Raw genomic sequence first — 21,784 nt, 5'->3', positions numbered from 1 at the left:
GCCTCAGCCCTTGAAGTAGACCAGCTGATGACTGGTCGCCAGCAGGGTGCCGTCGTGACCCCACAGGTGGGCGATCTGATCGAAGTGGCCGTGGCCGAAGCGGTTCGCGCGGGCGCGGCCCAGCAGATACTCGCTCCCCTGGGCGGCCAGTTCTTCGGCGGTCGCGTGGAAGTAGACGGTGAGCGAAATGGTGCCGGCCGGTAGGTAGCGCCCACGCCGCAGGAATACACGCGGGTAGAACGCGTCCGACATGGCGGTGAGCGAGGCGAAATCCAGCGGCCGGGCGGGGGTGTCGCGCAACCACAGCGTGCTCACCGAATCGGGATTCTCCGGAATCTCGGCGCCGGGCTCGACATCGGGGATCGCGCCGGTGACGAATCGCAGATCGTAGTTGCGTCCCCAGGCGATGAAGTCGGGGAAGATCTGCGGTAGCACTTCGTCGGCGTCCGGCCCCGGCACCGACGGCATGCTCAGCTCGAGATCCGACCAGGTGTCGCGGCGGATCCCGAATACCGCGGTCGCGGTGGTGGTGACCGTGCCGTCCTGGGTGAGTTCGAGCTGCCAGTGCTGATTCGTGCGATTGGTGCGGACCGGCCGCGCGGTGATCTCGAAGGGACCGTCGGCAATGGGGCCCGCGTAGTTCACCGTCAGCGATAGCGGGTCACCGACGCGTTCGGGATGCCGTTCGATCGCGCGCAGCAGCGCCGCCGCGGTGACGCCGCCGAACGGGCCGACCATATTGGCGTAGTCGGGGCAGGTGTGACCGGCCAGCTGGTGCGCCTCGATGTACTCCACGGCGATGGCCGTATCGAAGGGATGGGTCGGCGCGTCGATCCCGGTCACGAATCCTCCAGCAGAATTGGGCCGCGCTCCGCGGCGAGACGATAATAAGTATGACAACATACATAGTAATCAGCGGGCAAGAGGGAGCAGCGCATGCCACGACCGAAGAATCCGGAGGGGCCCCGGGCGGCCATGATCGACAGCGCCATATCGCTGATCCGGCGGCGCGGTGTCGCGGCCGTCTCGTTCGCCGACGTGCTCCAGGCCAGTGGCGCACCGCGTGGATCGGTGTACCACCACTTCCCCGGCGGCCGGGCCCAGCTGATGACCGAGGCCACCCAGACCGCCGGTAGCCGGGTGACCACGGGAGTCACCAGGGCGCTGGTGGCCCCGCAGACCTCGGCGGCGCTCCGCGCCCTCGCCGATATGCTGGCCCGCGGGCTGGACAAACACGACTACGCGCTCGGATGCCCGATCGCGGCCGCCGCACTGGGCAACGAACCCGGCGCCGTCGCCGCCGCCGGAGCGGCCTTCGAGACCCTGCGCGAACTCGTCGCCGCGAAACTCGTCGAGGACGGGGCCCCGCCGGAGCGGGCCCGCTCCATCGCGCTACTGGTGATCAGTGCCCTGGAGGGCGCGCTGATCGTCGCCCGCACCGAGCGCGGACCGGCCGCACTGGACACGGTGGTCGAGGAGTTGAGCGAGATATGCCGGACCGCGGTCGAGGACCGCTAACCCGCTCATTCCACCGCGCGGGTCTTGATGGCGTCGCGCGAGATGAACACGTCGTATTCGCCGGGCGTCGCGATCACCGCGTTGCCGTAGGCCGACCGGACGAATGGCGAAGTGAACCAGCGGTTCTCGCTCATATCCTCGAAGAAGTCGCGATCCCCGCCGTTGAGGAAGATGTGGTTCTGCCGGGTGGCCACCCCGTCGAGCCGCTGCCCGTACAGGCGCGAGACCTTGTACCCGGAATGGAAGCCGAGGGCGTTGACCCACGGTTCCAGTTCGACCAACTGTGCCTGCAGCACCCACATATCGCCCTCGACCCGGTGCGTACTGCGCTGGGTGGTGCCGCCGTCGGTGTCGAACAGCGTCAGCTGTACCTCGAGCTGGTGTTCCGCCCCGGAGACCGGCGCCACCACCACGTGCGCCGCCCGGACCTCTCCCGTCAGGCCCAGATAGGTCTGGACGAGGGTGGCGATCCACAGCACCAGCACCGCGGCGACCAGAAGTAGCGCGCCACCGGCGCCCCGAGCGATCAGGGCCCGCGGCCCTCGCTTGCGCAATGCGAACAACGCCGAAACCAGCAGCGCCACACCGAGGATGATCGCGAGGATCGAACCGGCCTGCAGCACCCCGAAATCCACCGGGTAACTCATGCGCAGGTTATACCCCGGTGGCGCGCGAAGTCACCCGCGAACGCGGTTTTCCGATCGATCCGTACGCTGCCGCGAAGACGCCGCGTATCCGGCCCCGCTCTCGTATGTTGGCGGTACACGAGATCGAAAGGTGCGAAGGTGACAGAAGTCAGTGCGGACTATGTGATCGTCGGCTCGGGCTCGGCGGGAGCCGTACTCGCGAACCGGCTCAGCGCGGATCCGAGCCGCTCGGTGATCCTGCTCGAGGCCGGCCCGGCCGACAAGGACAAATTCATCCACATACCGGCCGCCTTCTCCAAACTCTTCCGTACCCCCTACGACTGGGACTACCTCACCGAACCCCAGCCGCAGCTCGACGGCCGGCAGATCTACTGGCCCCGCGGCAAGACCTTCGGCGGATCGTCCTCACTCAACGCCCAGATGTGGGTGCGCGGCTTCCGGGCCGACTACGAGGAGTGGTCGGTTGCCGGGGGTCCGGAATGGGGCTTCGACCGGGCGGTCGAGCAGTTCCGTGCGATCGAGCACGTCGAAGGGGCGACCGCACCCGACCACGGTACCGGCGGCCCCCTGCACATCTCCCACCAGCGCAGTCCACGCCCGTCGACCGCGGCCTACCTGCGTGCAGTGGCCGAACGTGGCTACCCCGTGGAGGAACCGAACTCGCCCGAACCGCGGGGGTTCAGCCAGACCATGGTCACCCAGTACAAGGGGAGGCGCTGGAGCACCGCCGACGCGTATCTGCGACCGGCGCTGAAGCGGCGCAATCTCGAGGTGTACCCCGAGGCGACGGCGACCCGGGTGCTGTTCGACGGGGATCGCGCCGCCGGTGTCGAGTACGCGCGCGGCGGCCGCATCGAAACGGTGACGGCCCGGACCGAGGTGGTGCTCTGCGGGGGCGCGATCAACAGTCCGCAACTTCTCATGCTCTCGGGTATCGGTGATCGCGCCGAACTCGAACGCCACGGGATCGAGGTCCGCCACCACGCGCCGGAGGTCGGCGCCAACCTGCAGGACCACCTGGTCACCGGACTCGGTTACGGCGTGGACACCGATTCCCTGTTCGACGCCGAGAAACCGGTCCAGCTGATCAACTACTTGCTACGCCATCGCGGCATGCTCACCTCGAATGTCGGGGAGGCGTACGGATTCCTCCGCAGCCGCCCCGAACTGGAACACCCCGATCTCGAATTGGTCTACGCGCCCGCGCCGTTCTACCACGAGGGGTTGATCGAGCCGACCGCCCACGGCGTCATCCTCGCGGCCGTCCTGGTACGCCCGCACAGTCGCGGCACGATCACCCTCGCCTCCGCCGACCCGCTGGCCAAGCCGGTGATCGATCCGAAGTACCTCTCCGATGAACAGGGCATCGACCGGGCCGCGTTGATGACCGGCCTGCGGTACTGCGCCGAGATCGCGGATACCGCCGCCATGCGCGAGGTGCTGGGCCCGCTCTGCTATCCGCCGGACGCGCCCGCCGACGGAGCGTCGGAGGCCACTCGCGCACTGGCGCTCAACGGCTATTCGCACACCCTCTACCATCCGGCCGGTACCTGCCGAATGGGCTCGGACGAGAACAGCGTGGTGGATCCGCAACTGCGGGTGCGCGGTGTGCGGGGACTCCGGGTCGCCGACGCCTCGATCATGCCGGTGCTGGTGCGCGGGCACACGCACGCGCCCAGTATGTTCATCGGGGCCCAGGCGGCCGATTTCCTCACCCGCGCATAGACCGTGGCGCCACCGGCCCGGGCGCAGTACCGGGCCGGTGGCGGCCGGATGGAGCGGGCCCGCCGGGTGACCTGTGCGGTGGAGCCACCCGGCGGGCACTGCCGCCGCGCGCGGACGAGGGGACACAGGCGGTGAGGCGGACCACCCGTGCGAAATCCGCGGCGGCCGTGCGCGCTCCGGGCCGACCGGTGGAGTCGGTCCGGCCGGACCCCGGAGCACACGCGTCTACGCGTCGGTCACAGCTTGCCACCGCCACCGATCAGCCAGGGGTTGAAGGTGCACTGCAGGGCCGGGAATCCGGCCGGGTCGAGCGCCTGCAGCGCGATGGACAGCGCCCGCGGGGAGTACATCACCGTCAGATGATCGGAGAGATCCTGTTCGCAGCCGTCCTGCAGCGTGATATTGCGGACCGTGGCACCGGGGCCCGGGCGCAGGAAGGTCAGATCATAGGGGGTGGTCACCTCGTCGTAGCGGGTGCCCACGACGGTGTAATCCACACCCGCCACCGTATCGCCGCCGGCATTGAGCTCGTTGACGAAATCCGAGCCGACCGTCTGCTGGATACCGGAGTGGCCGACGAAGATCTCGATGAAGCCGAGGATATCGATCCCGAAGTTGTTGATGGCCCGGCCCAGCGCCCCGATACCGTCGAGGGTGGTCCCGTGATGGGTGGCGCCGAAGGTGATCAGCTTGTCCACCTTGTCTGCGCCGCCTTCGAACTTCGTGTACCAGTTGGCCATCGAACCGCCCTGCGAGTGGGCGATCACATCGACCTCCGGCGCGCCCGTCGCCGCGAGCACCCGGTCGACGAAAACGGCCAGCTGTTTCGCCGAATCCTGAATGTAACCGGTGCCCATGGTGCCCGGTAGTACCGATCCGACACCACCACCCTGGACGAGATTCGAGCGACCGTAGTTGAAGGTGAAAGTGCAGAAGCCCGCGTCCTTCAGCGGCTGCCCCATGAAAGCGAACCCGTTGTAGGCGTTCATCCAGGTGCCGTGGACCAGCACTACCGGGTGCGGGTGTTCGACGGTGGGTTTGCAGTTCCAGTCGTTGGCGCCCGGAGGAGCCGCGTCACCGTGGGCCAGCCCGTAACCGAACGCGGCCAGCCACGCGGTCTGCGATGGTCCGTAACCGACGGTATCGGAGGCGTATCCACCCGACAGGCCGGAGCTGCTGCCCGAGCCGCCGTAACAGTCGCCGGACCCGTTGCCGGACCCGGCGCCGCTGCCGGAGTTACAGGCCGAGCCGCTGGCGCTGCCGGTGCCGGCCACCGGCTGCCCGGTGCGCCCTGCCGCGATATAGGCGGCGAGATCCTGTTCGGTCGGCGCCGCCGCGGGCTCGGCCTGCGCGCCGGTACCGGCAAGGCCGCAGACGAGCACCGTGGCGGCCAGCAACACCGCCGACCGCAGCCGGGCAGGATTCATTCTTGTCATCGGGGGCCTTCCTGGAGAACATCACTGTCCGATTCGCCTGTCGCCGTGAGGTTTTCCCGGCAGGCGAGCTGCGCCGACAGTACGGGCGCCGAGTCCGATTTCGGCCACACACAATCAGGAACTGGAGACCTCACGAACGGCGGTCAGTGGATTTGGCGCCCATCACAGGGAGATTCGGCGCGTATTTCCGCCGGGATACTCGTTCGAGGATTCCCATACGGCGGGTACGGCTGTATTACGCCCCGGGCGGATCAGCACAGTATCGTGAATCTTCCCCTAATTCGCGGGCGATAACGAGCAGATCACGCCGACTCTAGATCTATGAAACGATCAATACTCTGGAGGCGGTTCACAGGACTCGTCTCCTTCGGAGCGCGTCGGGTCCGCCCCCATGCCGCCCGCGAACCGGCACACAGCAGTGCCCACTACTTTTCCCGGCAACAGCCGCTACGAACCCCTGCGGGGGCCCGGACCGGACCGGTGGGCCCGGCGTCCGGCCGCTTCACCCGGCCGCACGGCCCGGGCACCGGGACCGTGCCCACGAGCCCGAACGGACCCATTTCGGTGATCGCCGCCGGCGACGAGTTCCACACCGGAATCGCCGCGGCCGTCGCGAGGACCGTCCCCGGGAAATCCCGGGACCCCGCCCGCGACTCACGAATTCTGCGGTATTTCCAGCGCCGCGCCGAGGGTGGGCCAGCTGCGATGCAATTGCACTTCGAAATCCGGCCAGGAGTGCATTCCCGTGGGCAGATAATCCACCACGGCGGGAATATCGAGTTCGGCGAGGCGACCGGCGAATCGTCGCGTACACAGGTTGGCGCCGGATTCCAGCAGCGAACCACCACCGAGCAGCACCGCTAGTATTTCCGGGCTGTCCCCGATCGACATCAGCGCGGCATCACTGGGGGAACCGTTGGCCACCGACACATAGATGCGGGTGCCGCGCAGTTTGTCCGCACCCAGCAGACTGTCGTGGGCGAGCCACTCCGGCGACGCGGGCGGCCCGAACAGATTCTCCGGATTGCCGCCACGCGAGGCCACCGTCATGGTCGTCACCGCGCGGCCGAGCTGGTCGGAGGTGGAGTAGCACCCGCTCATCCCGGCAACGCCCCGGTAGAAACCCTGATGCCGCTGGGTCAGCATCATCGCTGCCTGCGCACCCATGGACACTCCGGCGATCGCCCGGGTTCCATTGGAACCCAGGTACTTTTCGACGATCGGTGGCAGTTCTTCGGTGAGAAAGGTTTCCCAGCGGTTCAGGCCCAGCGCGGCGTCCACCCGGATCCAGTCGGCGTACATGCTGGCCGTTCCACCGGTGGTCAGCACCACGTCGACCGGTTTGTCGGCGAAGAACTCGGCCGCGCCGCCCTTGGTCAGCCAGCCCGAGGTCGGGCCGCCGTCCACGCCGTCGAGCAGATACAGCGTGGGCCGAGGCGCCGGGCCCGAACCGATCAGGGTGTCGATCGCGATCTCGCGGCCCATGGCGGCCGACCGGATATGCAACCGGATCCGCCGATCGCCGAGCACCTGCACGCGCAACAACCGGCCGCCGGACTCCGGCGTGCTCGTGACCGGGGCGGCCGGTGCGGGAGGCGGCGGATCACCTGCCGCGGCAGGCGCCATCGCAGTGGCGATCACGCCCAGGACGGCCAAGGCGGATACGACCGAAAACCGTGCCTTCATCTCACACCTCGCAGAAGAGCTCGCGCCCACCCGGTTCATCCATCACGCCGCTCCCGGGGTGTCCGGCCGGGACCGCGGGCCCGGCGCGGCGAGGGGGCGCACCAGGCGGTGCACCCGTATCGCATCCGCGACCGGGCCGTCGTGTTCGGCGATCGCCTCGTCGGCGATCCGGTACAGGCCCGGGGGCTGCCCGCCGGCCCGGAGCCGGTCCAGGACGTCGTGGGCGCGCCCCGCCAGCTCCGGTACCTGCGCGGTGACACCCGCGGCGACCGTCGCCGTGGGCCGCACCTCCGCGGCCTCGGCCACCAACTCCAGCACCTCCGCGCTCATCAGACCCGCCGTGGTGCGACCACCCGCACCGGATCGGTCCATCTCCAGCGGAATCAGTACCGTGCCGCCGTCGGCCCGCAGCAGCGACAGCGCACGCGAGCCCAGCGGAGTGCCCAGGGCGGCCTGCACCCGGCGCAGCTTCCGGCGTGCCGCCGAGACCGCCTCCGGGCCGCCCGCGCGCTCCTCGGCGTGCGGCGGAAGCGCCAGCGCCACCACCTGGTAGGCCGGCGCCACCCGGAAGCCGGACCGCTTGGCCAGCGCGGCGACTCCGTGCCCGCTCAGCAAGGCGGCCACCATGGTCTGCGCCGAGGTCTGGTGTTCCCGCGCGACGATTCGGTGCTCGTCCAGGTACGCCGCCGCGGCGGCGGTGGTCACCACCTCCACCACCCGGACCAGTAGCCGGGCACCGTCGACCATGGCCTCGGCCCGCAATGCCGCGGCGGCGATTCGCTCGGCGAGGAATTCCAGTGCGTCCCGGGCACATTCATGGCAGGCGGTGAGCACGGTTTCCAGGGCCACCCCCTCCCGCGCCCAGCGCACGGCCGCGGTCACGACCGCCGGCGGCGCGGCGGCGGGAGCACCGGGCTCGGGCGCGAGGGCTTCGGCGATATCGGCAAGACACCGCCGCACCGTCGTGACCACATCCGTGGTTGCGTCGAATCGGTCGGGGCGCCGCAGATGCGCCACGAGTTCGGTTTCCAGGTCCGCGCTCCCGGAATCGGCTCTACTGCCCACCATAACTACCGGACAGTAACCTCTCCCCCGCGGCCGATCGATACGATCTACCGCTACTCCGGAGAGTTCATCAGCGACCGGCCCGCGGATTGGGTTCGATCACAAGACGGTAACGAGTTACCCCCTGGCAGAGCAAGAATCGGGCAATTCGGTGCGACACCGGCGAGTGTCGCGGGCGGTCAGCGACCCGTGCCGCCCGGTTCCCGGCGGGCCGGCTGATCCATGATCCGGGGCTGGCGCCGGCGCAGAGCCGTCAGCAGGCCCGGGGTGTACTCCGGCGGTGCCGCGTGCACCGACAGTTGATTGGCGACCGCGCGGTAGGCGTCCAGGTCCGCCTGCTTGTCGAGATAGAGAGCGCCCGTGAGCTGCTGCAGATAGACGATATCGGGGAGATCCGCCTCGGCGAACCGCAGATAGGTGAACGCGCCGTCGGCCAGTGCCGGGCCGCCCACATGGTCGGCCAGGATCTGCACCGTGATGTGCGGCTGCCGAGCTGCGGCCAGCAGCCGGTCCATCTGCGCGCCCCATATCCTCGAACCACCGATGCGGCGGGTCAGGGCGGCCTCCTCCACGATCAGCCACAGGTGCGGTGGATGCGGCCGGTCGAGAATGTGCTGGCGGCGCATCCGCAGCGCTACCCGGCGTTCGATCGCGTCCTCCGGCTCCCCCGGATGTGCGAGTGTCAGCAGGGCGCGCGCGTAGTCCGCGGTCTGTAGTAGCTCCGGCACAGTACGCGGTTCGTAACAGCGGATCACCTGGGCGGCCTGCTCGAGACCCAGGTACATATCGAACCACTTCGGCAGCCAATCGTTGTCCCGGTGCCACCACCCGGAGGTATTGGCCTGGCGGGCGAGTTCCTGGAACGCGTCGAGCTCCTCGCTATCGGTGACCCCGTACAGCTCGAGCAGGTCCACCAGATCGCGTTCACGGATACTGGTGCGCCCGAGCTCGAGCCGGCTGATCTTCGAATCCGAACCACGGATATGGTCCCCGGCCTGTTCCCGGGACAACCCGCTGGCCTCGCGCAGCCGCCGTAACCGGCCACCGAGCACCATCCGCAGCACTGTCGGCCCACCGTCGGTCGCGACTCGCGCCGTCGCCGCCGGGCCGGCCGAGGTCTCCGCCTCCAACGCCGATCGCATTCCAGAAGCACCCATTATTCGAGTTTCGCATGGGAGCGGTGCCGGAGACCAAACGAAACAGTCGTGGCATGAACGACATTCGCCGGAGGCCGGACCCGCGATCGGACTCGCTGATGCGGACGCTGCGATGCGATTCATACCCGGCGCCCCTGCCGAGGAAGGCACGACCCGCAGGCGCCAACCGGTGGTGAACCGCACCGAGCTCTGGATGCGGCCGGCTGTGAATTCCCCAGACCCGCAACCGGAACATGTTCTCAGCAATGGTGCGAACTTACTGTTGCACACAACGGCGCCGACGAGACGCCCGGAAGGAGACGCGGATCTTGGACGCCACGACACCGGCCACGGCCGAACGCGACGACATCGCCCGCGACCAGCTCACCCGCCGGGTCACGGTCTACTTCGACGACAGCGCCGCGGGCAGCGCCCTCGTCCTGGAATACGCGGCGACCGCCGCCGAAGCCTGGGAATTCACCTCCGCCGCAGCGCACGCGGGACTCACTGTGACGGTGGACAACCAGGTCAGGCCCGGTCTGCGCCGACTACCCTGCCACAGTCTGTGGCACTGACCGGCCGGGCGCGGCGCGCGCCACACTCACCGGCAGATCCGCACCGTAGCGGCACGACCCTCTAGGCTCGGAGGCAGCCGGCGCGACGAGCGGGCCGGCTCCGAGGCGCAGGAGCGAGTATGCCGATCGAATCCGCGGTCCGCGCGGCCGGCGTATTGGCGATCCTCTCGGCGCTGGTCACCACCGGATGCGCGAGTTCGAACTCCGATATCGGATCCGGCAGTGCCCCCGCGGCCACCACGACGACGATCACGGCTCCGCCGGGCGCCACGACCCGCACCTCCCGCCCCACCCCCACGGTGGATCCGTATGCCGGGCAACCTCTCATCGACCACCTGGAATGGACCGAGAACGCCGACGGTCCACGTTTGAGGGTGCACCCGACCCGGGCGGGCCGCGACACCACTTTTCCCACATCCGATCTGCGCGCCTGGCAGGAGATCCTCAGCGCCGATCCGGGCGCCGACACACCCGGCATGTGGGACCAGTTCCGCTGCCACTGGGAGTGGGCACGCCTCATCGCACCGGACAAACCCACCTGGAATCTCGAACCCTGGCGGCCGCCGGTGGGCTACGACGCGACCGTCGACGCCGCCTGCAATCCCGGCGGACCCGAACGCTGACGAAAGGACCTCGTATGCGCATCGTCATAGCCGGTGGCCACGGCAAGATCGCCCTGCTGCTCGCCGAACTCCTCACCGGCCGTGGCCACAGCGTCATCTCCTTGATCCGCAATGCCGCTCACGCGCCCGAGGTGTACGCGACCGGCGCCGAATCCGTGGTCCTTGATCTCGAACAGGCGGTGGTGACCGACCTGGCCGCGACCGTCCAGGGGGCGGACGCGGTGGTCTTCGCGGCCGGCGCCGGGCCGGGCAGCGGGGTGGCCCGCAAGTACACCGTCGATCGGGACGGCTCGGTCCTGCTGGCCGAGGCCGCCGAACGAGTGGGGACCCGGCGCTTCCTGCAGATCTCGGCAATGGGCGCGGGTCTGGCCCCGGCCGCCGGCACCGACGAGGTGTGGGCGGCCTATATCGCCGCCAAGAGCCAGGCCGAAGACGATCTGCGAGGCCGTGACCTGGACTGGACCATCCTGCGACCCGGCCGGTTGCTCGACACACCCGGCACCGGGTCGGTCACGCTGGCGCCACCGCGGCTCGACCGGGGGGATATCCCCCGCGCGGATGTGGCCGCGGTGCTCGCCGCACTGCTCGAAGCGGACCACACCGCCGGCCGCACCCTGGATCTGGTCACCGGCAGCACACCGATAGAGGCCGCGGTCGCCGCGCTGGCGCGCTGATTCCGGCATTGAAAAACCTTCAGGGACAAAGAATCGATCGTGCAGATGTACTTGCATTTGAAAGCACCCGGGACCTAGACTCGTCCCACACCGCTATACAGGGGAAAACAAGGGGAGGCCGCGTGAGTGAGCCGACGACACCATTCGCCAGTGGCTTACTGCCGCACCTGCGGGAGAGTCCGGCGAATCCGACCCGATTCGCAACTACTCCAGCAAGAATCGATCCCGCCCCGATCGGCAAGCCGGCGAACGGTATTGATATGACAACATTCGGCCTCCACAGCGGCCACCCGCTCGGCGATTCGACACGCGAATCGGCCGTGGAATTCGTTATCGACGCAATCGAATCCACCGGTGCGGCGACCCGCGACGATTTCGACATCGACCAGATCGTCACCACGGCTCACGCATTGGCGGACGACTGGGATTTCCGATCGTTGCGGCCGGACACCTTCTGGCGCGTCGCTTCCACCTTCATCCGGGCCTGACACAACTCCGCCCCGCTGGTCGTCCCGGAATCGAGACGCCGAGCGGGGCGGCGACTTTCGTCACTCGACCGGCCTCACAGGCCTTTCGTATAGTCCGCGATGATCCTGCGTGACTCCTCCGGCGGGGCCGCCTGCACACTCAACCGATCCATCACCGACAGGTACAACGCCAGATCCTCACGCCGATCCAGATACAGCGCGCTGGTCAGCTGTTCGAGGTAGACAATATCGGGCAGTTCGGTCTCGGCGAAGCGAAGAATCGTGAAAGAGCTTCCCGCAGCGGCATGTTCGCCCGTGGAGAACGGGACCACCTGGATCGTCACATTCGGCAGCCGGGTCAGATCCAGCAGGTGTTCCATCTGCGCCCGGTGCACTTCCCGGCCCCCGACCGGACGGTGCAGTGCCGCTTCGTCGAGCACCGCCCAGATGACCGGCGGGTCGGCACGATGCAGTATTTCCTGTCGGCGCTGACGGAATGCCACCCGGCGATCGGTATCGGAATCCTCGTAACCGAGGGTCACCACCGCGCGGGCATAATCCGGTGTCTGCAACAGACCGGGCACCAGATGCGATTCGTAGGTGCGAATCTTGCTGGCGGCCTGCTCCAGACCGAGATATGTACTGAACCAGGGTGGCAGCAGATCGCCGTAGCGGTGCCACCACCCTGGTTCGTTCGCTTTACGCGCGAGCTCGAGAAAGCTCTCCCGCTCTTCCGGGTCGTCGACGCCGTACAGCGTCAGCAGATCCCGGATATCCCGCTCTTTGAAACTCGTCCGGCCCAGTTCGAGCCGGCTGATCTTCGCATGGGAACCGCGGATCGCGTCACCCGCGGCTTCTCGGGTGATCTTCTTGCTCTCGCGCAGTTTTCGTAGCTGGCCGCCCAGAGCGATGCGTAGAACCGTGGGGCCACGTTCCGCCTCGACGGATTGCGTGCCACCGCGGTTCTCGGGCTCTGCGATCATGGAGTCGTCTCCGATTTCGGGTTAACCCACGGTGCGCCGCTCATCGAATCGGGCACACCACGCCGACGGCCCATGTTACCTCTCAACCCGCCAGATCGTCGAACTCTCCGGCTTTGGCGCCCTGCAGGAAAGCCTCGATCTCCGGGCGCGTGTAGAAGATCACCCCACCGTCGGGGAAGCGCGAGTTACGCATGGCCACCAGATTGTTGGCCGCCTCGGCGAACTCGACACAGTTCCCGCTCGGGTTGCTGAAGGTGCTCTTCCGCCAGGCTCCGATCACCTGGTTCGTTACTTCCGACATAGGACCCACTCCTTGCTCATGGTCGCTGACGCCACTGTCGCATACCGTCGGTCCTTACAGATGCAAACGCAGGTGTTCTTGCATCTGCACCGACATCAGGACGATAGCACGAAGTTCGCCACACCGCGTTCACCGCCCCCCGGCGCCGGTGAACATGCCCGTGACCTGCCCTCGGACGGCGCCGGCGGAGACGCCTCGCACTGCGCCGAGCAGCGGGTCCGGCGGCGGTGAGTCTTGTACTGTCGCAGTGGACATCGGTTTCACCAGCCGTCGGGCCCACCGCCGGAACCGGTACCGGCGCGTTCCGACCATGACCGCCCAGGAGTCCGCCATGTCCGAAGAGCACCGCCCCGCAATTCGCACCGATATCCCGCACTCCGCCCGTATCTGGAACTACTGGATGGGCGGCACGGACTACTACGAGGTCGATCGCATCGCCGGTGACGCCGGAATAGCGGTCGACCCGGAGATCACCACCATGGCCGTCCGGTCCCGGCAGTTCCTCATCCGCGCGGTGCGATTCCTGGCCGCGGAGAAGGGAATTCGCCAATTCCTCGATATCGGCACCGGCCTGCCGACCATGCAGAACACGCACGAGGTGGCCCAGCAGGTCGCGCCGGAATCGAAGATCGTCTACGTCGACAACGATCCGCTCGTCCTCGCCCACGCTCGCGCGCTGCTGGCCGATACCACCGATGCGGGTGTCACCGTCTACCTGGACTCCGACTATCACCGGCCCGAGCTCATCGTCTCCGACGCGCGCCATGTCCTCGATTTCACCCGGCCGGTGGCAGTCATGTTCATGGGCGTACTCGGCCACGCGCAGTCTTTCGACGAGATGCGACGGATCGTGCACACCGTGCTGGAGGCCACCTCGTCCGGTAGCTACCTGGTCCTGTGGGACGGCACCGACGACAGCGCGGCGTATGTGACGCTGTGCCGTAACTACACCGATACCGGCGGGGTGCCCTATACCCCGCGGCCGCAGTCGGAGATCCGGGCCGTATTCGACGGATTGACACTGGTGGAGCCGGGCGTTGTACCGATCGACCGGTGGCGTCCGGACACCCCCGGTACCGAAGACGCGCCCCCGATCTCCGCGTACGGCGGCGTGGGCCGCAAACCGTGAGAACCCGCCGCCGCGGCGGAACCCGAGGGCCGTCGGCGCGCGACGGAAAGGCACACTGCCACAGCGCCGATCGCCGCGGAAGGTGCCGGCGACACGCTTCGCGCGACTTCGTCTGTTGTTTGCAGATGTACTTGCATTTGTAAGCGACGGCGGCTTAGACTCAGGCGCACAGGAGGGGCGATACACAGCATTTTCCTCGGCTGATTCGCCGGCCGGAGCTGTCGCCCCGCAACGTCGCATGTGAGGGGCAACCGAATGATCCAACCATTCCGAAGTCCCCATCGGAACGCCGTGGGCAGCGCCGGCGGTCATTCGCTCGGGCACCACCCGGAACCGCTACGCCGCTACGCGGCCCCGGAGGCCGGTACCGACTGTAATTCCGAGCCGCCGGTACTCACCTATCGGCAGGCCCGCGAGATCCTGCACATCCACGATGTGCACGGGCCCCAGTGCCGCCAGTGGCTGGCCGCAGCCGCCTATCTCTCCGCGGGTCTCGACGACGAGTAACCGGTCGCGGTCCCGCTCACCGTACGGACTCGAGAAAAGAGCGGTCGATGCCGATTCGTGCTGGCGTCGGCGGCCCGAGCGCGAGATTCTGGAATCCCGCGCTCGAGTGGATGGTGACCATGCGAATCGCCGAGATACTGCGCAACAAGGGCCACGCCGTGACCACCGCGCGTCCGGATCTGACCGTCCGCGCGCTGCTGGCCCTGCTGGCCGAGGACAATATCGGGGCCGTGGTGGTCTCTCCCGACGGCAGCCGGATCGCCGGAATCGTCTCCGAACGCGATATCGTCCGCGCCCTGTACCGGCACGGCGCGGCACTACTGGATTCCCCGGTCTCACGGATCATGTCCACCGAGGTCCGGACCTGCGCCCCCGACGACCATGTCGACGGGCTGCGCCGGATCATGACCGATCACCGGGTCCGGCATCTGCCGGTGGTGTCCGGTGGTGAACTGGTCGGCATCGTGAGTATCGGTGACGTGGTCAAGAGCGCCATCTCCGAACTTGCCACCGAACGGGAACAACTCGTGGAATACCTCCAGGGCGGCTACTGACCGCTCAGCCGAGATCGGCGGACAACCAGCGCTGCGGACGCATGAACACGACCACGTGCTCACCCAGTTCGGCCGCGGCGAAGGACAGGTACTCCTCCACGCGCTCGGGCGGCAGATAGCGCGCCACCATCTCGCGATGCCGGTCGTCGGTCATCGGCTCGACCCGGGTCACCGGGCCCTCTACGCTGACATAGCGGACGGTGGGCTGGACGCGCTCGGCCAGCAGACTGAACCGGCCCGCCGCCCGGATCCGGCGCATCTTCTCCGATTCCGGCCCGGTGAGCACCCAGAGATCACCGCCCGGCTCGTACTGATACCAGATGGGCACGGTGAGGGGACCGCGCTCCGGACCCGCCGATACCGAGAGCGCACCGATATGCGGTTCGGCCAGAAACGCCTGGCGTTCGTCGAGTGTGAGTGGCATACCCGCACCATAACGCCGGACACCGACAGCTCCCGGGACCTCGCCGCGGGTACCCGACGCAGGCGAAACCGGCTGCGCACCAAGCGCACTGGGCGAACTTTCCGACAATGAGTATCGTTGTTCGCAGTCCGGATGGATCGGCGGAAGGAGCGATCACATGGGATCACCCCTGCGCCGACCGGATAGTCCACCTCTCTCCACCGGCGCTCCCGCACCGGTCTCCCCGGTCACCGGACTGCTCCCACCGGAAGTCCGCGCGTCCTTTCCCGCGCTGGCCGAGAGCCGGGAGACCTACCTGGACAGTGCGGCCACGACGCAGAAGCCGAGGGCGGTGATCGACACCGTTCGCGATTACCACACGATCGCCACCGCCAATGCCGCCCGCGGCACCTATCCCTGGTCCACGGCGCTCACCCAGCGCATCGCCGCGGTTCGTGCCGCGACCGCGCGGTTCGTAGGCGCCGCCCGGCCCGACGAGATCGTCTTCACCGCGGGCGCCACCGCGGCACTCAATGCCGTCGCACTGTCCTGGGGGCTCGCGGCGCTGGCGGACGGGGACGAGATCCTCTACAGCCCGCGCGACCACGCGGCCAATATCTCACCCTGGTTCCTGTTGCGGGACACCCTGGCCCGCTTCGGCACCCGGATCGAACTCGTGCCCTACCGGGTCACCGCGACCGGGCAGGCCGATACCGCCGATATCGCCACGAAACTGAGCCCGCGCACCCGGCTGCTCACCGTGACGCACCTGCATCACGTATTCGGCGCCCGGACCACTCTCACCGAACTGCGCGACCGGATTCCCCCGCGAGTACACCTGTGTTTCGACTGCAGCCAGAGCGGGGGCCACCTCCCGGTGGACGTCACCGCGCTGGGAGCCGATTTCGCGGCCTTCGCGGCGCACAAGATGTTCGCGTCACCGGGCATCGGCATCCTGTACTGCCGGCAGCGGACACACGCGCAACTGCGGCCCTTCCTACCCGGCGGCGGTACCGATGCGGCACTGACCGCCGAGGGTTTCGGCACCGGCGTCATGCCCGGCCTGCTCGAAGGCGGTACCGCCAATATCCCCGGCATCCTTTCGCTGGGCACCGCACTGGAGGTGCTGGAGGCCTACGGCATGCCCGCCGTCGCGGCGCACAATCGGGTGCTCACCCAGCGGTTGATCCACGGATTGCGAACGGTGCCCGGGCTGATGTTCCTGCCCGGGCCCGCCCACGCCCGGGAGGACACCGGATACGGCATCGTCTCGTTCACCCTCCGCGGGATATCGGCGGCCGATCTGGGTTTCGTCCTCGCCGAATACGGCTTCCTCGTCCGCACCGGCGCCCACTGTATGCCCGAAACCGGGAGCGACCCCGAATCGGTGCGGGTCAGCACCCATGTCTACACCTGCCTCGACGATATCGATCGCTTCGTCGACTGCGTCCGGACCCTCGCCGAGGAGCTGCCATGAGCACCGAGATCAGCGCATCCACCGATACCGCCACCCGGTACGACCGGCGGGCCACCGCACGGATCCTGGCCGAACTCGCCCGGCCCGGACTCTTCGCCGCCCACCGGCCGGCCGGAACTACCCGGTTCGAATACACCGCGACCGAACTGCGCCCCGAACCCGGCAGTCATCTGACATTTTCGCAACGGCTGTATCTGGAACGGTTCATGCGACCCTGTCCCGCCGGCGCGGTCACCTCCGCGTCCCACCGGATGACCTGGGTGGACAGCGCCGGAGTGCCCAATACCGGGTTCTACCGTGCCGACGGGCCGGGCCCGGTCGTGCCGATCGCCGCCCGGGAAGCCGTACTCGCGCTTTGGCGATCGATCGACGACAACCCCGGCCTCGCCGACCGGATTGCGCGTCTCGACGCGGCGGCGCACGCAGTTCTGGCCGGCACGACCACCGATCACGACCCCATCGATATCTTCCGGGTGGGCGTGGAGTCCGCGGGCCGGGCGCTGGCCCAGCACGCCCTCATCGCGCGGCAGACGCCGTACCGGACTCCGGAAGAGTTCGCCTGCGTAATGCGAGATTCCGGGATCTTCACCGCGGTTGCCACCCGCTGGTTCTGGGAACTGCAGGCATCGACTTATCGACGAGGCATGATCCCGGTGAGCCTGCGCGTCGAACCCGGCGGTCCGGTGCGATACACCGCCGAGTCGATCGCCACGCTGCGGGCGATGAAGGAGGCGACCATTGCCGATGCGCACCGGGTGATGGCCCGGGCGACCACCGAGGAGGGACTGACCGTACCCGCGGCGATCGCCCGGTATCACGACGATCTGGATCTCATCTCCCGGCAGTACGCCCTGCTACCACCCGGTGAGCAGTCCTCCTGCCCGGCGGCGGTCACACACCGCGACAGCGGCACGAACTACAGCGTGCTCACCGACGTGGTACACCGCTTCGTCGAGGTGTTCACCGATATCGCCGGGCGCTGCGAACCGGTGGCGGTGGCGGCTCGGGAAAATTTCGGCACGGGACCGGCGGCGGCAGAGGACCGCATCTTCTATGTACCGGATATGACCTGCAAGCACTGTGTGCGCACGATCGGCGGAGTACTGGAGTCGATGTCCATCCGCGTCGTGGACATCGACCTCGACAGCAAGCGGGTCGTGGCGGAGTTCCGCAGCCCGCGCAACCGGGCCCGCGCCTTCGAAGCGTTGCGCGACGGCGGCTACAACCCCGTCGGCGAACGGCCGGAACCGGTACACCCGGGCAGTCCCGGATGACCGTTCGGCCGCATCCGGACCGTCCGGAACCCACCGAGCACACCGGGCCACCTGCCCTACCGGCACGCTGGGATCGGCTCGTCGCGGCGTTCCTCGCCGATCGCCGCGCCCTCGACGCGGTGCTGGACCGCTTCGGGACACCACTGCATCTGCTGTTCCCGCAGGTGTTCGCACGCAATATCGACCGGCTCACCGAGGTACTCGACGAGGCACATACCGGTTATCGCCTCTGCTACGCGCACAAGGTGAACCGATCCCGGGCCTTCGTACGCACGGCCGCGGCCCACGGAATCGGTGTGGACGTGGCCTCGGCCGGTGAACTGGAATCGGCGCTGACGGCCGGTTTCGACACCGGCCGGATCGAGGTGACCGGACCCAAGGGTGAGACGTTCCTCCGGGCACTGGTGGGTACCGGCGTGACCGTGAACATCGACAACGAATGGGAGCTGGGCACCCTCGCCGATCTCGCCGAACGGTCCGCACCGGTGCCGGTCCTGCTCCGAGTCAGCGGATTTGCGGGGTCGCAGGTGAGCCGCTTCGGTATCCCGGTGCAGCGGGTGGATCGCGCGCTCGAACTGCTGGCGCGGCACCGGGATCGGCTGGTGTTCCGCGGTACGGCATTTCACCTCGATACCGGTGATACCGCCGAACGGGTGCGGGCCGCCGATACCTGTTTCGCGCTACTCGAACAGGCATACTCGGCCGGACTCGCACCGTCGGTCCTGAACATCGGCGGCGGACTTCGCCAGGTGTTCACCGCCGACGGCGCCCGATTCGACGACTACGTGCACCGGCTGCGTGCCGCGCTCGCCGGTCACGGCGCACCGATGAGCTGGGGTAGCAACACGTTCGGTTACCAGGTCGACGGCGGCGCGGTACGCGGGACACCGGTCTTCCACAAATACGCCAACACCGTGTCCGCCGCCGAGATGCTCGCAGATTTCCTGGCCGCCCCGCTCGGCCGGCACGGCGGCCGCAGTGTCGCCCGGGTGGCCGCCGACAATCTCCTCGACATCTGGCTGGAGCCCGGCAAAGCCCTCGCCGACCACGCCGGGATCACGGTGGCCCGAGTGGAATTCGCGAAGGAGGCCGCCGACGGAAGCGTGCTCGTCCACCTCGACATCAGCCGGGACACGGTGACACCGGCCGATCAGGAAGTGATGGCCGACCCCCTCCTGCTGCCGGGGGACGGAATCGCACCGGACGGCCCGCCCGCCGGCGTCTTCCTGGCCGGGCGGCTCTGCCTGGAAAGGGATCTCGTTACCGCGCATACGGTCTGGCTGCCGTGGCTGCCCCGCCCGGGCGACCTGATCGTCTTCCCCAATACGGCCGGTTACCACATGGATCTGTCGGCGGCCGCCGCCGCCATGCACCCCCCGGCGGAGAAGGTGGTGGTAACCGGCCACGGCGGCCGCTTCCTGACCACACCCGACGCCGACTACCGGCCGCCGTCATCCCCCGCCTACTCCGACGCACCCGAGGTTCCGTGACGATCCACCAGCACATCACCGAACTGATCGGTGACACTCCCCTGCTCCGCCTGGACCCGGCCGTGCACGGCCTCGACGGGGTGGACCTGTACGCCAAACTCGAATCGCATAATCCGTTCGGTTCGGTCAAGGACCGGGTCGCCTGGGCGATGCTGCGCGACGAACTCGATACGCTGCGCGCGCAGCGGCGGACGCTGATCGAGGCGTCCAGCGGCAACACCGCCAAGGCGCTGCGCATCCTCGGCGCGATCCACGGTATCGGATTGCGGGCCATGACCAATCGGATCAAGGTCGGTGAGGTGCGCGATCTGCTCCGGTTGATCGGCACCGATATCGTCGAACTCCCCGGCCTGTCCGAATGCCCGGATCCCACCACACCCAATGACGTGTACTCGGCGATCGACGCGGCCATGGCCGCCGAACCCGGCAGATTCCGGCATCTGTCCCAGTACACCAGCGAGAAGAACATCGCCGCCCATCACGACGGCACCGGCCGGGAGATCCACGAGGACCTCACCGCCGCCGGGATCGAGCGGATCGACTACCTGTTCGGCGGTCTGGGCACCACCGGGTCGAGCCGGGGAGCAGGCAGCTACCTGCGGAAATTCCATCCCGAATTGCGGACGGTCGCGGTGGTCTCCGAACGTGAGGACTTCATTCCCGGAATCCGGTCGGAACGGGAGATGTGGGAGGTCGGCCTGTTCCAGCCCGATTTCTACGACGAGATCCGGACCGTGGGATCGGGCCCGGCGATCGAGGCCACACTCGAACTCGCCACCGGATACGGTGTCCTGGCCGGGCCCACCAGCGGCGCCGCCTACGCCGCCGCGCGCGAAGTGCTCGGACGCGGCGAGCGCGGCGGCGAGCGCACTGTCGGGGTGATCATCGTCTGCGACCGGCTCGAGCCCTACCTGTCCTATATCGAACAGCGCCGCCCGGACCTGTTCGGCCGCGATGCCGGCCCCCGGCCGCCGAGCATCACCGAGCTCGCCGCCACACCACGGCTCACCCCCACCGAAATGGCCGAACTGATCCGCATGAGGCAACCGGTGATCGTGGACACCCGGGGCGCCATGGCCTACCGGGTCGCCCATATCCCGGGTGCCATCAATATCCCCGACGACCGGCTCACCGACCTGTTCGCACACGGAACGCCGTTCTCCCGGGCCCACCCGGTCATCTTCACCTGTCCCACCGGCGATATCTCCCGGCAGTTCGCCGCGACCGCCTGCCGGACCGGCCACACCGCCTACAGCCTGGACGGTGGTATCGCGGGCTGGCGGGCCGCGGGCCTGGAGCTGGAACGCGGTGGCTGAACACCCCGGTCAGCGGCGGGTGTTCCCGGCGGTGCGGTCCGCGGTTCCGGAGCCGGCGGCGGTGACGGAACGGTGCGGTTCCGCCGTCGGCCCGCCGATCCGGGTCCGCACCACCACCCCGACCGCCACCAGTAGACCACCGAGTGCCCAGCCGGCGAGTACATCCGTGGGCCAGTGCACTCCCAGGTAGATCCGTGAAAGGCCCACGAGCAGTACGAACACGACCGCCACCGCGGCGACGATCCGCCCGGCGACGCGATGCGCGGTCCGCATGCAGAACAGGACGGCGAGTACGCCCACCACCGCGGTGGACCCGACGGCGTGCCCCGAGGGGAAGGCCGGATTGCTCACCTCCACCAACTGCCCGGACACCGGAGGCCGGGGCCGGCCGATCAGCTGTTTCGAGACCGGCACCACCACCGCCGAAGCCGCACCCACCCCGGCCACGAGCAGCAGGTCCGCGTACGCGCCGCGGCGCAGCAGCACGGCGCAGGCCAGCAGCGCCAGGGTCCACATGGCCACCGAACCCCCGAGATGGGTGATCACCGTGGCGGCCGTGGTCACCGGATCGCTACGCCGGGTCAGCACCCACTCGTGCAACGGACGGTCCACCTCGGCGGTGGCATCGCCCGCGACGACATAACCGGTCGTCACGGCGACCACGGCGAACAGCAGCACGGCGAGCACGACCACGGGTTTCAGCCTAATCGCCCGCCGATCGCCGGCCCTGGCTCGGTGGCCGATAAAACGCGGTAGCCGCTCCCACGGCGCTATTCTGGCCACCGTGGATGTGCTCTT

At 68.3% G+C, this 21,784-nt stretch carries 23 protein-coding genes; 13 read left to right on the top strand and 10 right to left on the bottom strand.

Going from position 1 to position 21,784, the window contains the following annotated elements; all coding sequences use genetic code 11:
• Positions 1-3 precede the first annotated feature (3 nt).
• Positions 4-843, bottom strand: a complete 840-nt coding sequence (locus tag ON38_RS10855; protein WP_039824495.1) for an acyl-CoA thioesterase — start codon at positions 841-843, stop codon at positions 4-6.
• Positions 844-936: 93 nt separating this feature from the next.
• On the opposite strand from ON38_RS10855, the gene ON38_RS10850 reads away from it, so the two are divergent.
• Complete coding sequence (locus ON38_RS10850) at positions 937-1,518, top strand: TetR/AcrR family transcriptional regulator (protein WP_039824493.1); 582 nt, start codon at positions 937-939, stop codon at positions 1,516-1,518.
• Between the two features lie 5 nt (positions 1,519-1,523).
• On the opposite strand, the gene ON38_RS10845 is transcribed toward ON38_RS10850, so the two are convergent.
• Positions 1,524-2,165, bottom strand: a complete 642-nt coding sequence (locus ON38_RS10845) for a hypothetical protein (RefSeq protein ID WP_039824491.1) — start codon at positions 2,163-2,165, stop codon at positions 1,524-1,526.
• A 138-nt stretch (positions 2,166-2,303) separates the two neighbouring features.
• Between ON38_RS10845 and ON38_RS10840 the strand changes: the two genes are divergently transcribed.
• On the top strand, positions 2,304-3,890 hold the full coding sequence (locus ON38_RS10840; protein ID WP_039824489.1) for a GMC family oxidoreductase: 1,587 nt from the start codon (positions 2,304-2,306) through the stop codon (positions 3,888-3,890).
• Positions 3,891-4,126: 236 nt separating this feature from the next.
• Here ON38_RS10840 and ON38_RS10835 read toward each other — a convergent pair whose 3' ends face one another.
• From ON38_RS10835 to ON38_RS10820, 4 genes are all read right to left on the bottom strand, one after another.
• On the bottom strand, positions 4,127-5,317 hold the full coding sequence (locus tag ON38_RS10835) for an esterase/lipase family protein (protein ID WP_085995389.1): 1,191 nt from the start codon (positions 5,315-5,317) through the stop codon (positions 4,127-4,129).
• A 663-nt stretch (positions 5,318-5,980) separates the two neighbouring features.
• A complete protein-coding gene (locus ON38_RS10830) occupies positions 5,981-7,012 on the bottom strand; it encodes an alpha/beta hydrolase (protein WP_039824487.1) in 1,032 nt (343 codons plus the stop codon).
• A gap of 42 nt (positions 7,013-7,054) precedes the next feature.
• Entirely contained in the window at positions 7,055-8,080 is a 1,026-nt protein-coding gene (locus ON38_RS10825) for an RsbRD N-terminal domain-containing protein (protein WP_051164590.1), read from the bottom strand.
• 176 nt (positions 8,081-8,256) lie between these two features.
• Positions 8,257-9,234, bottom strand: coding sequence for a Sco1979 family transcriptional regulator (locus ON38_RS10820; RefSeq protein WP_494408417.1), 978 nt, complete (start codon positions 9,232-9,234; stop codon positions 8,257-8,259).
• A gap of 308 nt (positions 9,235-9,542) precedes the next feature.
• Here ON38_RS10820 and ON38_RS10815 point away from each other — a divergent pair, with 308 nt between their 5' ends.
• From ON38_RS10815 to ON38_RS37450, 4 genes are all read left to right on the top strand, one after another.
• Complete coding sequence (locus tag ON38_RS10815; RefSeq protein ID WP_245563993.1) at positions 9,543-9,788, top strand: hypothetical protein; 246 nt, start codon at positions 9,543-9,545, stop codon at positions 9,786-9,788.
• 119 nt (positions 9,789-9,907) lie between these two features.
• Positions 9,908-10,411, top strand: a complete 504-nt coding sequence (locus tag ON38_RS10810; protein ID WP_039824485.1) for a DUF2599 domain-containing protein — start codon at positions 9,908-9,910, stop codon at positions 10,409-10,411.
• A 14-nt stretch (positions 10,412-10,425) separates the two neighbouring features.
• Entirely contained in the window at positions 10,426-11,085 is a 660-nt protein-coding gene (locus tag ON38_RS10805) for an NAD(P)H-binding protein (RefSeq protein ID WP_039824483.1), read from the top strand.
• A 122-nt stretch (positions 11,086-11,207) separates the two neighbouring features.
• Positions 11,208-11,573, top strand: coding sequence for a hypothetical protein (locus tag ON38_RS37450; RefSeq protein WP_245563992.1), 366 nt, complete (start codon positions 11,208-11,210; stop codon positions 11,571-11,573).
• A gap of 74 nt (positions 11,574-11,647) precedes the next feature.
• On the opposite strand, the gene ON38_RS10795 is transcribed toward ON38_RS37450, so the two are convergent.
• Both ON38_RS10795 and ON38_RS10790 read right to left on the bottom strand, forming a co-directional pair.
• On the bottom strand, positions 11,648-12,535 hold the full coding sequence (locus ON38_RS10795) for a Sco1979 family transcriptional regulator (RefSeq protein ID WP_039824478.1): 888 nt from the start codon (positions 12,533-12,535) through the stop codon (positions 11,648-11,650).
• An 82-nt stretch (positions 12,536-12,617) separates the two neighbouring features.
• Complete coding sequence (locus tag ON38_RS10790) at positions 12,618-12,836, bottom strand: DUF397 domain-containing protein (RefSeq protein WP_030519885.1); 219 nt, start codon at positions 12,834-12,836, stop codon at positions 12,618-12,620.
• A gap of 331 nt (positions 12,837-13,167) precedes the next feature.
• Between ON38_RS10790 and ON38_RS10785 the strand changes: the two genes are divergently transcribed.
• From ON38_RS10785 to ON38_RS10775, 3 genes are all read left to right on the top strand, one after another.
• Positions 13,168-13,965 carry an SAM-dependent methyltransferase gene (locus ON38_RS10785; protein WP_039824582.1) on the top strand — a complete coding sequence of 266 codons (798 nt, stop codon included), beginning with the start codon at positions 13,168-13,170 and terminating at the stop codon, positions 13,963-13,965.
• A 291-nt stretch (positions 13,966-14,256) separates the two neighbouring features.
• Complete coding sequence (locus tag ON38_RS10780; protein WP_245563991.1) at positions 14,257-14,472, top strand: hypothetical protein; 216 nt, start codon at positions 14,257-14,259, stop codon at positions 14,470-14,472.
• A 119-nt stretch (positions 14,473-14,591) separates the two neighbouring features.
• Positions 14,592-15,026 (top strand): CBS domain-containing protein, encoded by a 435-nt coding sequence (locus ON38_RS10775; protein WP_039824581.1) that lies wholly within the window; start codon positions 14,592-14,594, stop codon positions 15,024-15,026.
• A gap of 4 nt (positions 15,027-15,030) precedes the next feature.
• Here ON38_RS10775 and ON38_RS10770 read toward each other — a convergent pair whose 3' ends face one another.
• The gene (locus tag ON38_RS10770; protein WP_039824473.1) at positions 15,031-15,450 is read right to left on the bottom strand and encodes a pyridoxamine 5'-phosphate oxidase family protein; all 420 of its coding nucleotides are present in this window, start codon (positions 15,448-15,450) and stop codon (positions 15,031-15,033) included.
• Between the two features lie 157 nt (positions 15,451-15,607).
• On the opposite strand from ON38_RS10770, the gene ON38_RS10765 reads away from it, so the two are divergent.
• Genes ON38_RS10765 through ON38_RS10750 form a run of 4 tightly spaced genes read left to right on the top strand, consistent with a single transcriptional unit; the run spans position 15,608 to position 20,986 of the window.
• Positions 15,608-16,906, top strand: coding sequence for an aminotransferase class V-fold PLP-dependent enzyme (locus ON38_RS10765; protein WP_083872524.1), 1,299 nt, complete (start codon positions 15,608-15,610; stop codon positions 16,904-16,906).
• Complete coding sequence (locus ON38_RS10760; RefSeq protein WP_051164589.1) at positions 16,903-18,180, top strand: heavy-metal-associated domain-containing protein; 1,278 nt, start codon at positions 16,903-16,905, stop codon at positions 18,178-18,180. The genes ON38_RS10765 and ON38_RS10760 overlap by 4 nt, the downstream gene beginning before the upstream one ends.
• On the top strand, positions 18,177-19,670 hold the full coding sequence (locus tag ON38_RS10755; RefSeq protein WP_051164588.1) for a type III PLP-dependent enzyme domain-containing protein: 1,494 nt from the start codon (positions 18,177-18,179) through the stop codon (positions 19,668-19,670). The genes ON38_RS10760 and ON38_RS10755 overlap by 4 nt, the downstream gene beginning before the upstream one ends.
• The gene (locus ON38_RS10750) at positions 19,667-20,986 is read left to right on the top strand and encodes a pyridoxal-phosphate dependent enzyme (protein WP_085995388.1); all 1,320 of its coding nucleotides are present in this window, start codon (positions 19,667-19,669) and stop codon (positions 20,984-20,986) included. Before ON38_RS10755 ends, ON38_RS10750 begins: the two co-directional genes overlap by 4 nt.
• A 9-nt stretch (positions 20,987-20,995) precedes the next feature.
• On the opposite strand, the gene ON38_RS10745 is transcribed toward ON38_RS10750, so the two are convergent.
• Complete coding sequence (locus ON38_RS10745) at positions 20,996-21,679, bottom strand: phosphatase PAP2 family protein (protein ID WP_051164587.1); 684 nt, start codon at positions 21,677-21,679, stop codon at positions 20,996-20,998.
• Between the last annotated feature and the right edge of the window lie 105 nt (positions 21,680-21,784).

It is taken from the genome of Nocardia testacea NBRC 100365 (assembly GCF_000308775.1).
Taxonomy (GTDB): Bacteria; Actinomycetota; Actinomycetes; order Mycobacteriales; family Mycobacteriaceae; genus Nocardia; species Nocardia testacea.
Note: the sequence above shows the minus strand (reverse complement) of the source record. Positions and strands in the feature narration are given on the sequence as shown.